Annotated in this window: 16 protein-coding genes; 10 read left to right on the top strand and 6 right to left on the bottom strand. The window is 58.1% G+C overall.

Annotated elements, in window-relative coordinates:
* Positions 1 to 2: 2 nt before the first annotated feature.
* The 3 genes from AB8804_RS19350 to AB8804_RS19340 form a co-directional block, all read right to left on the bottom strand.
* Positions 3 to 1,415, bottom strand: coding sequence for a DUF1116 domain-containing protein (locus AB8804_RS19350; protein ID WP_371189138.1), 1,413 nt, complete (start codon positions 1,413 to 1,415; stop codon positions 3 to 5).
* The gene (fdrA, locus tag AB8804_RS19345) at positions 1,415 to 2,956 is read right to left on the bottom strand and encodes an acyl-CoA synthetase FdrA (RefSeq protein WP_371189135.1); all 1,542 of its coding nucleotides are present in this window, start codon (positions 2,954 to 2,956) and stop codon (positions 1,415 to 1,417) included. Before fdrA ends, AB8804_RS19350 begins: the two co-directional genes overlap by 1 nt.
* A gap of 107 nt (positions 2,957 to 3,063) precedes the next feature.
* Positions 3,064 to 3,669, bottom strand: a complete 606-nt coding sequence (locus AB8804_RS19340) for an ankyrin repeat domain-containing protein (protein WP_371189131.1) — start codon at positions 3,667 to 3,669, stop codon at positions 3,064 to 3,066.
* A 322-nt stretch (positions 3,670 to 3,991) separates the two neighbouring features.
* Between AB8804_RS19340 and AB8804_RS19335 the strand changes: the two genes are divergently transcribed.
* Positions 3,992 to 4,921, top strand: a complete 930-nt coding sequence (locus tag AB8804_RS19335; protein ID WP_371189128.1) for a LysR substrate-binding domain-containing protein — start codon at positions 3,992 to 3,994, stop codon at positions 4,919 to 4,921.
* Here AB8804_RS19335 and AB8804_RS19330 read toward each other — a convergent pair.
* Positions 4,918 to 5,076 carry a YqaE/Pmp3 family membrane protein gene (locus AB8804_RS19330; RefSeq protein WP_371189125.1) on the bottom strand — a complete coding sequence of 53 codons (159 nt, stop codon included), beginning with the start codon at positions 5,074 to 5,076 and terminating at the stop codon, positions 4,918 to 4,920. The genes AB8804_RS19335 and AB8804_RS19330 overlap by 4 nt on opposite strands.
* Positions 5,077 to 5,256: 180 nt before the next feature.
* On the opposite strand from AB8804_RS19330, the gene AB8804_RS19325 reads away from it, so the two are divergent.
* The 3 genes from AB8804_RS19325 (at position 5,257) to AB8804_RS19315 (ending at position 6,346) form a co-directional block, all read left to right on the top strand.
* A complete protein-coding gene (locus AB8804_RS19325; protein ID WP_371189121.1) occupies positions 5,257 to 5,556 on the top strand; it encodes an ArsR/SmtB family transcription factor in 300 nt (99 codons plus the stop codon).
* A 9-nt stretch (positions 5,557 to 5,565) separates the two neighbouring features.
* On the top strand, positions 5,566 to 6,087 hold the full coding sequence (locus AB8804_RS19320; protein ID WP_371189117.1) for a rhodanese family protein: 522 nt from the start codon (positions 5,566 to 5,568) through the stop codon (positions 6,085 to 6,087).
* A gap of 79 nt (positions 6,088 to 6,166) precedes the next feature.
* Positions 6,167 to 6,346 carry a hypothetical protein gene (locus tag AB8804_RS19315; RefSeq protein ID WP_371189114.1) on the top strand — a complete coding sequence of 60 codons (180 nt, stop codon included), beginning with the start codon at positions 6,167 to 6,169 and terminating at the stop codon, positions 6,344 to 6,346.
* A 39-nt stretch (positions 6,347 to 6,385) separates the two neighbouring features.
* Here AB8804_RS19315 and stpA read toward each other — a convergent pair whose 3' ends face one another.
* Positions 6,386 to 6,790: a DNA-binding protein StpA gene (gene stpA / locus AB8804_RS19310; RefSeq protein ID WP_371189109.1), complete on the bottom strand. Its 405-nt coding sequence runs from the start codon at positions 6,788 to 6,790 to the stop codon at positions 6,386 to 6,388.
* A gap of 620 nt (positions 6,791 to 7,410) precedes the next feature.
* Here stpA and alaE point away from each other — a divergent pair.
* The gene (alaE, locus tag AB8804_RS19305) at positions 7,411 to 7,860 is read left to right on the top strand and encodes an L-alanine exporter AlaE (RefSeq protein WP_371189106.1); all 450 of its coding nucleotides are present in this window, start codon (positions 7,411 to 7,413) and stop codon (positions 7,858 to 7,860) included.
* A 32-nt stretch (positions 7,861 to 7,892) separates the two neighbouring features.
* On the opposite strand, the gene AB8804_RS19300 is transcribed toward alaE, so the two are convergent.
* Positions 7,893 to 8,237, bottom strand: a complete 345-nt coding sequence (locus AB8804_RS19300) for a DUF2002 family protein (protein WP_371189102.1) — start codon at positions 8,235 to 8,237, stop codon at positions 7,893 to 7,895.
* A 160-nt stretch (positions 8,238 to 8,397) separates the two neighbouring features.
* Between AB8804_RS19300 and AB8804_RS19295 the strand changes: the two genes are divergently transcribed.
* The 5 genes from AB8804_RS19295 (at position 8,398) to nrdF (ending at position 12,704) form a co-directional block, all read left to right on the top strand.
* On the top strand, positions 8,398 to 8,724 hold the full coding sequence (locus AB8804_RS19295) for a DUF883 domain-containing protein (RefSeq protein ID WP_371189099.1): 327 nt from the start codon (positions 8,398 to 8,400) through the stop codon (positions 8,722 to 8,724).
* Between the two features lie 247 nt (positions 8,725 to 8,971).
* Positions 8,972 to 9,211: a glutaredoxin-like protein NrdH gene (gene nrdH / locus AB8804_RS19290; RefSeq protein WP_371189095.1), complete on the top strand. Its 240-nt coding sequence runs from the start codon at positions 8,972 to 8,974 to the stop codon at positions 9,209 to 9,211.
* Positions 9,208 to 9,618, top strand: coding sequence for a class Ib ribonucleoside-diphosphate reductase assembly flavoprotein NrdI (gene nrdI / locus AB8804_RS19285; protein WP_371189092.1), 411 nt, complete (start codon positions 9,208 to 9,210; stop codon positions 9,616 to 9,618). Before nrdH ends, nrdI begins: the two co-directional genes overlap by 4 nt.
* Positions 9,591 to 11,735, top strand: a complete 2,145-nt coding sequence (nrdE, locus tag AB8804_RS19280) for a class 1b ribonucleoside-diphosphate reductase subunit alpha (RefSeq protein ID WP_371189089.1) — start codon at positions 9,591 to 9,593, stop codon at positions 11,733 to 11,735. Before nrdI ends, nrdE begins: the two co-directional genes overlap by 28 nt.
* A 9-nt stretch (positions 11,736 to 11,744) precedes the next feature.
* Positions 11,745 to 12,704, top strand: a complete 960-nt coding sequence (nrdF, locus tag AB8804_RS19275) for a class 1b ribonucleoside-diphosphate reductase subunit beta (protein WP_371189087.1) — start codon at positions 11,745 to 11,747, stop codon at positions 12,702 to 12,704.
* Positions 12,705 to 12,851: the final 147 nt, after the last annotated feature.

Below are 12,851 nucleotides of genomic sequence, written 5' to 3'. Positions count from 1 at the left end.
TATTAAAAGTAGCGATCGCGGAAGGTCAACAGCGCCTTTTCAAAACAGCTAAACGGCGGGTGAACGATGCCCGCCCCAATCATGCCAATGCCCGCGTCTTTATGGGCAATGGCGGTATTGATCACCGGCAAAATGCCGCTGCCCGCCACTCTGGTGATGTCAATGGCGGTCGGAATGCCCATAAACGACAGAAGCGGAATGGTGACGTTGGGGTTTTCGCCGAGGGTGATTTCGCGCATCTGGCGGGAGAAGTCGATGGCTTCGTCCACCGTGCCGCCCACCAGCGCCACGATCGCCGGGGCCGTCGCCATCGCAAAGCCGCCGATGCCGTAGGTTTCGGTAATCGCGCTGTCGCCGATGTCCAGCCCGGAGTCTTCCGGCCTATAGCCCGCGAACATCGGGCCAATCACCTGCTGCGCCGGGCCGGTAAACCACTGCCCCGGCAGGCCGGAGACGCGCAGGCCGAACTCGTAGCCGTTGCGCGCCATGGTGGTGACGACGGTGCTGTACTCGATGCCGTGGGCGGCGTCCAGCGCGGCTTTGCACATCGCCATCCACGTCGGGCCGGAGAAGTAGTCGCTGCTGGCGACAAACTCGAACACCTCGCGCTGCTGCTCGACCGGATACCCGGCCTGAATCAGCCCCGGCGTCAGCGCCTGGATCAGCAGCGTGGTGCCCGCGTTGTTGCGGTTGTGGCACTCGTCGCCCATGTGCAGGGCCTGGGCCAGCATCAGGCGCAGATCGATTTCGCCGATAATCTTCATCGCGTCGCGCAGCATCGGGCCGAGCACGTCGCGCATCCAGTTCAGGCGGTCGATCACGCTCTGGTCGTTGGCCCCCATGCGCAGGATTTTCGCCATCTGCTCGCTGAGGTTGGTGAAGGCACGGTTGCCGTAGGTTTTGTTTTCGACGATGTGCATGAACATCGACGCGGACGTCACGCCCGCCATCGATCCCACGCAGTCGTGCTCGTGGCACGGCGAGAAGGTGATGTCGCCCGACGCCGCCACGCGCCCGGCGTCTTCGATATCGTTCGCCAGCCCCTCAAACACCAGCGCCCCGGTCACCGCGCCCTTCATCGCGCCGCACATGTTTTCCCACGAGACGGGCGGACCGGCGTGCAGGATGGTGGTGCGGGTCATCCCCGGCACGACGTTAATCGCCTGGTCATAGCCCACCAGCACCGGATGGGACTGGATGATGCGCTCCAGCGCAATGGCGTTAGCGGCGGCGATTTTCTCCGCCAGCGGCTGCTCCGCAAGCTGGTCGAGCGCGTCGACCACCTGCATATTGCCCTGCCCCGGCGGCGTCCAGTCGAGCTGGGTGACGGGAACGTGCTGCTTTTTGAGATCGTCGCTGAACAGCGAAATACCGACGTTGATGACGTTCAGCGGCTGGTTGAATAAGGTCGTCATTATGCTTTCTCCCCTTTACAGACAAATTCGCGCGCCAGCAGCCCGGTGTTGGTGCTGCTGCTGGCCCAGATGACGCCCGCGTCGGTTAGCAGCTGGCACTGCTGCGCCAGCGTCTGCGGATCCTGGTCGGTGCCGAGCACGTAGCCGAGGATCTCAAGCGGCCGGCCGTCGGCCTTCGCGATCGCCTGCGCCTCTTCGATCGCCTCGAGCATGACGCCAACCGGATCCTCGTGCGCGCCGAAGCCGAGCACGAAGTCCATCACGATGACGCCCACGTCGGGATCGCGCGCCTCCTGAAGCAGGCGGCTGATGCGGTTGGTCGGGTCGATCATCGGGTGCGGCCTGCCGTGGGTGAAGTCGTCGTCGCCGAAGTCGAGGAAGGTGTGGGCCTTGCTGACGTTGATATCCGCCAGACGTTTAGCCGGATCCGGCTGAATATTGCTGTAGACGTCGTCGAACTTTTCCAGCGCGGCGAACATCGCCTCGTCGCACAGGGTGCCGCCGCAGAACAGGCCGCGAATGTACTTCTGCCGCGGCGTCAGGCGGGCGCGCACCTCTTCGATCAGCGGCCAGTTGAGCGGGTGAAGATCGAGGGATTCTTTTTTAATGCCGGTCAGCAGCACCGCCTTCAGCGCCGCCTCCTTGGTGCCGCGGGCAAACTGCAGGCCGTTTTCATCCGCAGGCGGTGCGTTGCGGCCGAGGAAACAAACAACCACCGGCTTGCGGCAGGCGCGGGCGCGGGCCAGCACCTTTTCCGCCACCGACGGCGCGGGCGGCTTGGAGATCAGCGCAATCACCTCGGTGGAATCATCGGCTTCGAGCATGTCGATGGCGTCGAGCATCATCAGGCCGCCGATCTTTTCACTGAGATCGCGCCCGCCGGTGCCGATCAGCTGCGATACGCCGCCGCCAAACTGGTGGATGCGCACGCTCAGCTCCTGGCTGCCGGTGCCGGACGCGCCGACGATGCCGATCGGCCCGCGGCGCACCGCGTTGGCAAAGCACAGCCCCGCGCCGTTGATGATGGCGGTGCCGCAGTCCGGCCCCATCATCAGCAGCCCTTTCTGGTGCGCCAGCTGCTTGAGCGCCAGCTCGTCGTCAAGCGACACGTTGTCGGAAAACAGCATCACGTTGAGATCGTTTTCCAGCGCCTGGCGCGCCTCGCGTGCGGCAAAGGTGCCGTTGACGGAGATCACCGCCAGGTTAGCGTCGGGGCGATGGGTTTTGGCGCTGGCGATCGTCGCGTAGCGCGCCTCGTGGCTGCCCGCGCTCTCCTTGCGGGCAAACAGCGCCTCAATGGCGGCCAGCGTTTCATCGTTCGCCGCCTCGCCCTTAATGACGATCATCAGGTCGCCATTTTTGGCCTCATTTAATTCCGGCGTCAGCAGGCCGAGGTTTTTTAATACGCCCTTGTTCATTTCGGTCGCCATCGCCACAAACGCCTGCTCAACGCCCGGCAATTTATTGGCTTTGGTGGAGATCGACATTAAGGAGACCGAATCAAAATAGGTGTTCTTTTTGATGACAATTTTGGTTGGCATTATTTTCTCCTGATCGCGGATAAAAGGGGGCCGCCAGCGTGCAAAATGCACGTCGGTGAAATGCGTATAGTGAAAAGCGGCCAGCCGGCTATCGCTGGCCGAGAAGATTATGCGCCAGCCGCCAGCAGCAGCTCGGCTATCGCCGTGTAGCCTTTTTCCCGCGCCAGCTCGAGCGGGGTTTTGCCGTACTTATCGGTCATGTGCGGATTTGCGCCGTGGTCCAGCAGCAGCTTCACAATTTCCTGCTGTTTCGCGCCGCCGTCGTTTAGCACGATGGCCTCAAGCAGCGGCGTCCAGCCGACGAAGTTGGTGTGGTTGACGTTAATGTCGGTTTTTTCCAGCAGCTCGCGCACGATCTCAACGTGGCCTTTTTCGCTGGCGGGGGTAATGCCCACGCCGCCGAAGCGCGTCAGGCGATCGAGATCGGGATTCGCCGAAAGTACGGTGCGCAGCAGCGTCAGGTCGTTCGTCAGGCAGCTAATCAGGAAGGGGTTGAAGCAGGTCTGATCCTGCATGTCGATATCCGCCCCGGCGGAAATTAATCGTTCAACGCAGGCGTAATGCTTTTTCAGGCTGGCAATAATAATGGCGGTTCTTTTCTGGCGGTTGGTGGCGTTAATATCCACGCCCTTCTCAAGGCAGGCATTGAGCGCGTCGATATTTCCCTGCTCTGCCGCCAGCAGAAATTCAGTTACGAGTTCAGTTGCAGACATATTCAGACTCCCGATGTATTCATTTCTGATGAGCCGAGAATAGCAACAGCCCCGGCAGAAAAGAATCCGCTTAAAATTCATTCATCGACAGTCAATTCATTGTTGAGTTAGATTTAACAATCCGGTTAAAACGTGCGGCCGTGCAACCTTTTTCTTATGTCGCACCGCTTTTTAGCCGCCCGGTGCTGCATTATGCTTATGGCTCACGAGGCCTTGCCCCGCAAGGCTCTCGAGAAATATGCAGAACTGTGACCGCCATCAAAGGTATTGTTGCCGCGCTGTTAAAATATGTTCAAAACTGATGACCGCAGGGAGCCGTGATATGAATTCCATCTTTACCGAAGAGAACCTGCTGGCCTTCACCACCGCGGCGCGGTTTGGCAGCTTCAGCAAAGCGGCGGCGGAGCTTGGCGTCACCACCTCCGCAATCAGCTACACCATCAAGCGCATGGAGACCGGGCTGGACGTGGTGCTGTTCGTGCGCAACACGCGCAGCATCGAGCTGACCGAGTCCGGGTTTTACTTTTACCGCAAGGCCACCGACCTGCTGAACGACTTTCACGCCATCAAGCGCGGGATCGATACCATCTCTCAGGGGATCGAGACGCGGGTGCGCATCTGCATTAACCAGCTGCTGTACACGCCGCGCCACACCGCCAGGCTGCTGCAGGTGCTGAAAAAGCAGTTCCCCACCTGCCAGATTACCGTCACGACCGAGGTGTATAACGGCGTCTGGGATTCGATCATCAACAACCAGGCCAATATCGCGATCGGCGCGCCGGACACGCTACTGGATGGCGGCGGGATTGATTACACCGAGATCGGCGCGATCCGCTGGGTGTTTGCCATCGCGCCGACGCATCCGCTGGCGTTTGTGCCGGAGCCGATTGCCGAAAGCCAGCTGCGCCTGTATCCGAACATCATGGTCGAGGACACCGCGCACACCATCAACAAGAAGGTCGGCTGGCTGCTGCACGGCCAGGAGGCGATTCTGGTGCCGGACTTCAACACCAAGTGCCAGTGTCAGATCCTGGGGGACGGGATTGGATTTTTACCGGAGTACATGGTGCGGGAGGCGGTGGAGGACGGCCTGCTGATCGCGCGGCGGATCAACAACCCGCGCCAGGATTCGCGCATGCTGCTCGCCACGCAGCATGCGGCTACCGGCCAGGTCACCCGCTGGATCAAACAGCAGTTTGGCCCGCAGGGCGTGTTAACCGGTATTTACAGCGATTTGCTCTGGCGCGCCTAGCTTTTGGTTTGTACCCAGAAGGCGTGAATGAGGCCGGGAATATAGCCCAGCAGCGTCAGAATAATATTCAGAATAAACGCCCAGCCAAAACCTTTGCCAAGCAGCACGCCCAGCGGCGGCAAAATGATGGTAAAGACGATACGCCAAAAACCCATGATGTCTCCCTACAAGCTAACCAATTGAAAGTCATAAAAAGTATGCACTTTAAGCGTAGCCAGCTTAGCGGCTAACGCCACGGGAGAACGCGCATTTTTACCCTCTTTTACGTTTAGCGGGCTGGCAGCGCGTCCGCCTTTAGTTTAGCATTACCTTAATTAAGCAAAATCTAAACTAATATGAACGAACTCGAACAGCTCCAGGCCAGCGCCGCGCAGGCCGCAACGTTACTGAAAGCCATGAGCAACCCAAACCGGCTGCTGATCCTCTGCGTGCTGTGCGGTGCGCCGGGCACCAGCGCGGGCGATCTGGCGCGCGCCACGGGCCTGAGCGCGTCCGCCACCTCGCAGCATCTGGCGCGGATGCGCGACGAGGGCCTGATCGACAGCAGGCGCGACGCCCAGCGCATCCTTTATGCCATCAAAAATGATGCCGTCAACCAGCTCATCGGCACCCTGAAAACCCTTTACTGCCCGTAAGGAGCCGCGATGTCTTTACCTCTTATTTCGCCCCAGCAGGCCAGCGCGCTGATCGCCAAAGGCGCGACGCTTATTGATATTCGCGATGCGGACGAGCACGCCCGCGAGCGCATCGCCGGGGCGTGCTCTGTTCCGCTCGACGCCCTGCCCGCCGGACTGCAGGTTAAGCCCGGCGATACGGTGATTTTTCACTGCCAGTCCGGCATGCGCACGTCGAACAACGCCGGGCGGCTGGCGCAGGCGGCTCCCCAGGCACACGCCTTGCTTCTGGAGGGCGGCATTCAGGGCTGGAAGCAGGCCGGGCTGCCGACCGTGGAAGATAAATCTCAGCCGCTTCCGCTGATGCGCCAGGTGCAGATTGCCGCGGGCGCGCTGATCCTCTGCGGCGTCGTTCTGGGCTACAGCGTGTCCTCAGGTTTTTTCCTGCTCAGCGGCTTCGTCGGCGCGGGCCTGCTGTTTGCCGGGGTGACCGGCTTTTGCGGCATGGCGCGGCTGCTGAAGGTGATGCCGTGGAATCGACGCAGCGCATAGGGCGCTATCGCTGAAATAGATTGTACGCCGCGGAGCGCGTGGTCTAAGGTGAAATGTAAACCAATGAGGAGGAGTTATTATGTTTTCTGTCGGCGATTATGTACAACCGCGCCAGGGCGGTCCGAAACTGAAGGTTCTTGAAGTAAACGGAGAGGAGATCGTGGCGGTACAGGCAAGCAATGAGCAGGGCGAAAAGTTCACGCTCAACGCGGCGGACGTTACCCGCTACACCGAATCCGGTGATTTTGGCGTCTGCTAAGATAAATGACCGGGCGGCACGTTCCGCCCGGATCCGGCGTTAGATCAGGAAATCATCCAGTGATTTACCGTTTTCCAGCGCGGTCGCAATAGGCTTAGGCGTACGTCCCTGACCGGTCCACGTTTTCTCTTCGCCGTTTGCGTCAGTAAAACGGTATTTCGCTTCGCGGGCTTTACGTTTTTTCACCGGCTGACCGCCGATTGCCTGCTCTGAACCCAGCAAATCAGATGGAGAAATGCCGTCGGCTTTCATCAGTTCCAGCAGAGCATTAATTTTTTCCTGCTGCTCGGCACGCTGCTGTTCAAGCTCGGACAGTTCGCTACGCTTTTCATCTGCAACGATTCTGACTTTTTCCAGCACTTCTTCCAGAACGTCCAGTGATAATTCACGCGCCAGCGCACGAAGGGTACGGATATTATTAAGATTCTGTAACGTCAGAGACATATTTATCGAAAACCTTTTCGTTGTAAGTAAGCCGAAATTCAGTTAACAGAATAATTCATTTTTGCCGCAATATCCACCCGCACTGGCCTTTCGTTATTAATGTAAATATTTCTTTTAAAATATTATCGATATTACTTAATAAATGTTTCGCAAATTAATCACCACAGCAATATTCAGAAACGACTTTCTCAACGCATGGGCATTCTGCGGCGCACCTAACGAGTGAATAAAAATTCATTTTTCATAGATAAAATCAAGATTATCGCGGGAGAATTTTACCCTGCAAACGGGTCGACATCCGGTGGATTGTTACGCAAACCCGCCATGCCGCCGTAACCGGCCATCGGGTGCAGCCCGTTGTGAGCGCCAAAACAACTCAATCAAATTAAGCAATTGATTTTAAACAATATAATTAACACCGAGAGAGAAAATAACGACGCGGATAACAAACGGTAAAATTTAGAGAGTTTTATAGACAAAACGGCATTAAATAAAAATTAATCACTCATTGTGAGTTTGCAGGCAGAGATATACTCTATGCACATTAAATAACCCAACCTAAATCACTGTCCGAAACGGTTGGAAACGTCATTTTTAGCGTGCTCTCAAGGAGTTCAGTCATGTTCTCACCGCAGTCTCGCCTGCGCCATGCGGTAGCGGATACGTTCGCGATGGTTGTCTATTGTTCCGTCGTCAACATGCTGATCGAGATATTCCTCTCCGGAATGACCTTTGAGCAGTCCCTTTCGTCTCGCCTGGTTGCGATCCCGGTGAATATCCTTATTGCATGGCCCTACGGTTTGTATCGTGACGTGATTATGCGCCATGCGCGGCGCGTAAGCCCGGCGGGCTGGGTGAAAAACCTGGCAGACGTGCTGGCCTACGTGACGTTTCAGTCACCGGTCTACGTTGCGATTCTGCTCGTGGTGGGCGCCGACTGGCACCAGATTGCCGCGGCCGTAAGCTCCAACATCGTGGTGTCGATGCTGATGGGCGCGGTGTATGGCTATTTCCTCGACTACTGCCGCCGCCTGTTTAAGGTCAGCCAGTACGGCCAGGCCAAGGCCTGAGGTGAGGCGACTGGCGCATGCCAGTCGCAAACCTACTGAACGTCGCCGAACACCCCTGTCAGGAAGCGCTCCAGCGCCATTCGGGAGCTGAAACCGTGCGGAATACCATAATGCTCCTGCGCTTCGCCGCCCAAATAGAGCGGAAATTGCTGGTATTGATCGCAGGTTTTAATATCCGAGGCTGGCTCAGCAAATGACAAACTTCTGTCTTTTAGCGTCGGGTGAATAATGAGAGCCGTGCGCCCCATTCTCGCTTCACGGTTGACGTAAACATAATTCTCGCCGCGGCGATAGCCATAGGCTTTTGACGTCACCTCATCCATGGTGAATCCCGCTTTTTCAAGAACGCGCGCCACCTCATCCGGTCGTAAATACATATATATTCCTCGTTATCTTTTCCTGCCCGGCAACCTTACAGTATTCAGCAATAGCAGTGCTTTCAGAATATTCCATAAACTGTCTTTTACGTCGTGACTGGCTTCAGATATTGCATTCCTGAGCTAGACTTAACGGGAATGCCAAATTAAGGAGGATCGTATGTTTAACAGACCGAACCGAAACGATATTAACGACGACGCTCAGGATGTTCGTAATGATGTCAGCCAATTAGCCGACACGCTGGAAGAGGTGTTGAAATCCTGGGGAAGTGACGCAAAGGATGAAGCGGATGCCGCGAAACGTAAGGCTCAGTCTTTGCTGCGCGAAACGCGCGCCAGAATGAACGGCCGCTCGCGCGCGTCACAGGCAGCCTGCGACGCCATGAGCTGCGCAAACACCTTCGTGCGTGAAAAACCGATGTACGCGCTGGGCACCGTTGCCGCCGTAGGGATTTTCATTGGCGCCCTGCTCAGCCTGCGAAAATAAGTCAGGCGTACCGCATCAGCCCCGTTCGCCTTCGGCAGCGGGGCTTTTCTTTGTCCGATAGCTGAAAATCGCGTACGGCAACCCCTGTCCCGCCCGGCTCATCATCTGGAACACATCAATCGAAATTTCCCATATCTTGTATGGTTGAAACTTGGCACAACTACATCTAGTATCCTTCTTAGCAAGAGACACACAACCCGACGCGATACTTCGCGCCGCTTTCTCATTCTAAATGGAAATACGAATCATGAGCATTATTATTTACACTCGTAACGATTGTGTTCAGTGCCACGCCACCAAACGCGCCATGGAAAGCCGCGGCGTTGCGTTTGAGATGGTGAACGTTGACCTGGTGCCGGATGCGGCCGACGCGCTGCGCGCGCAGGGCTTCCGCCAGCTTCCCGTCGTCGTTGCCGGTGAAACCAGCTGGTCCGGCTTTCGCCCGGATATGATCAACCGCCTGAGCGCTCAGGCAGCCCGTGCATGAGTACGCTGGTCTACTTTTCCAGCAGCTCGGAGAACACGCTCCGCTTTATTGAGCGCGTCGGGCTACCCGCGATCCGCATTCCGCTCAACGAGCGGGAGCGTATTCAGGTAGATGAACCCTACATCCTGGTGGTGCCCAGCTACGGCGGCGGCGGCACGGCCGGCGCGGTGCCCCGCCAGGTGATTCGCTTTCTTAACGATCCGCACAACCGGCAGCGCATTCGCGGGGTGATCGCTGCGGGCAATCGCAACTTCGGCGACGCGTTTTGCCGCGCCGGGGATCTCATCTCTCAAAAATGCGGCGTGCCGTATCTCTATCGGTTTGAACTGATGGGGACACAGCAGGACGTAGAAAACGTGCGTAAAGGAGTGAACGAATTTTGGCAACGACAACCGCAGAACGCGTAATCCAGGGGACGCCGGATTACCACGCGCTAAACGCGATGCTTAACCTGTACGATCGCGAGGGGCGCATTCAGTTCGGCAAGGACCACGAGGCGGTGGACGCCTTTTTTGCCGCCCACGTCCGTCCGAACACCGTGACGTTCGGCAGCCAGCAGGAGCGCCTCGACTATCTGGTCAAAGAAGGCTATTACGAAGCGCGCGCGCTGGCCCGCTACGATCGCGCCTTCGTGGTGAAGCTGTTCGAACGCGCCCACGCCAGCGGCTTTCGCTTCCAGACGTTTCTCGGCGCGTGGAAGTATTACACCAGCTACACCCTGAAGACCTTCGACGGCAAACGCTACCTTGAAAGCTTTGAGGATCGCACCGTGATGGTGGCGCTGACGCTCGCCCAGGGGGATGAAGCGCTGGCCGGGCGGCTGACCGACGAGATCCTCTCCGGCCGCTTCCAGCCCGCCACGCCCACCTTCCTCAACTGCGGCAAGGCCCAGCGCGGCGAGCTGGTCTCCTGCTTCCTGCTGCGCATCGAAGACAATATGGAGTCGATTGGCCGCGCGGTGAACTCGGCGCTGCAGCTCTCCAAGCGCGGCGGCGGCGTGGCGTTTCTGCTCTCCAACCTGCGCGAAGCGGGCGCGCCGATCAAGCGCATTGAGAACCAGTCTTCGGGGGTGATCCCGGTGATGAAGATGCTGGAAGACGCGTTCTCGTACGCCAACCAGCTCGGCGCGCGCCAGGGCGCGGGGGCGGTGTATCTGCACGCGCACCACCCGGACATCCTGCGCTTTCTCGATACCAAGCGCGAAAACGCCGACGAAAAAATTCGCATTAAAACCCTGTCGCTCGGGGTCGTCATCCCGGACATCACCTTTGCGCTCGCCAAAGAGAATGCCGGGATGGCGCTGTTCTCGCCCTACGATATCGAGCGCATCCACGGTAAAGCGTTCGGTGACGTAGCCATCAGCGAGCTGTACGACGAGCTGGTTGCCGACGACCGCATCCGCAAGACGTACATCAACGCCCGCGACTTCTTCCAGACGCTGGCCGAAATTCAGTTTGAGTCCGGCTATCCGTACATCATGTACGAGGACACGGTGAACCGCGCCAATCCGATTGCCGGGCGCATCAACATGAGCAACCTGTGCTCGGAGATCCTGCAGGTCAACAGCGCCTCCACCTATGACGAAAACCTGGACTACGCGGAGATCGGGAAAGATATCTCCTGCAACCTCGGGTCGCTGAATATCGCCCACACCATGGATTCACCCGACTTTGGCCGCACGGTCGAGACGGCGATCCTCGGGCTGACGGCGGTGTCGGACATGAGTAACATCCGCAGCGTGCCGTCCATCGCGGCGGGCAACGCCGCGTCGCACGCCATCGGCCTCGGACAGATGAACCTGCACGGCTACCTGGCGCGTGAGGGCATCGCCTACGGCAGCGCGGAAGGGCTGGACTTCACCAACCTCTATTTCTACACCGTCACCTGGCACGCGCTGCATACCTCCATGATGCTGGCCCGCGAGCGCGGCCAGCGGTTCGCGGGCTTTGAGCAGTCGCGCTACGCCAGCGGGGCGTATTTCAGCCAGTATCTGGAAGGCGACTGGCAGCCGAAAACCGCGAAGGTGCGCGAGCTGTTCGCCCGCGCCGGGATTGCGCTGCCGACGCGCGCAATGTGGCAGCAGCTTCGCGACGACGTGATGCGATACGGTATCTATAACCAGAACCTGCAGGCGGTGCCGCCGACCGGATCGATTTCCTACATCAACCACGCCACGTCGAGCATTCACCCGATCGTGTCGAAAATCGAGATCCGAAAGGAAGGCAAAACCGGGCGCGTTTACTACCCCGCGCCGTTTATGACCAACGAAAACCTGGCGCTGTATCAGGACGCGTATGAGATCGGCCCGGAGAAGATCATTGATACCTACGCCGAGGCGACAAAGCACGTGGATCAGGGGCTGTCCTTAACGCTCTTCTTCCCGGATACCGCCACCACGCGCGATATTAACCGGGCGCAGATCTACGCCTGGAAGAAGGGCATCAAGACGCTGTACTACATTCGCCTGCGCCAGCTGGCGCTGGAAGGCACTGAAATTGAAGGCTGCGTGTCCTGCGCGCTGTAAGGAGAAAGGATGAAACTGTCACGCGTGAGCGCCGTCAACTGGAACAAGATCCAGGACGATAAAGACCTGGAGGTGTGGAACCGCCTCACCAGCAACTTCTGGCTGCCGGAAAAGGTGCCGCTCTCTAACGATATCCCGGCCTGGCAAACCCTGAGCCACGCCGAGCAGCAGCTGACGATCCGCGTTTTTACCGGCCTGACGCTGCTTGACACCATTCAGAATACCGTCGGCGCGCCCGCGCTGATGAGCGACGCGCTGACGCCGCACGAAGAGGCGGTGATGTCGAACATCAGCTTTATGGAAGCGGTGCACGCCCGATCCTACAGCTCGATTTTCTCGACGCTGTGCCAGACCAAGGACGTGGACGCGGCCTACGCTTGGAGCGAAGAGAGCGCGTCGCTGCAGCGAAAGGCAGAGCTGGTGCTGGCGTACTATCGCGCCGACGAGCCGCTGAAAAAGAAAATTGCCAGCGTGTTTCTGGAATCCTTCCTCTTCTATTCCGGCTTCTGGCTGCCGATGTACTGGTCGAGCCGCGGCAAGCTCACCAACACCGCGGATTTGATTCGCCTGATCATTCGTGATGAAGCGGTTCACGGCTATTACATTGGCTATAAGTATCAGAAAGGGCTGGAGAAAGTAAGCGCCGAGAAGCGCGAGGAATTGAAGGGCTTCGCGCTCGATTTGCTGATGGACTTGTACGATAACGAGCTGAGCTATACCCACGAACTCTACGCCGGCACGGGCTGGGAGGAGGACGTGAAGGCGTTCCTTTGCTACAACGCCAACAAGGCGCTGATGAATCTCGGCTACGAGGCGCTGTTCCCGCCGGAAATGGCGGAGGTGAACCCGGCCATTCTGGCGGCGCTTTCGCCTAACGCCGACGAAAACCACGATTTCTTCTCCGGGTCGGGTTCGTCGTACGTGATGGGCAAGGCGGTAGAGACGGAAGATGAGGATTGGGATTTTTAAAAAAACCTTACCCCTCACCCTAACCCTCTCCCCAAAGGCTGAGGGATCCCCAGTAATATGGTCATACCTCCATGACCATATTACTGTACTCCTTTCCCATCCTTTTCAACTCGTTACCTATATTCAGCCGCCTCACTCTCCGGGGGT

The organism is Enterobacter sp. KBR-315C3_2022, from assembly GCF_041399425.1.
In the GTDB taxonomy this organism is placed as follows: domain Bacteria; phylum Pseudomonadota; class Gammaproteobacteria; order Enterobacterales; family Enterobacteriaceae; genus Enterobacter.
The sequence above is the reverse complement of the archived record's forward strand: the minus strand, read 5'-3'. Positions and strand labels throughout refer to the sequence as shown.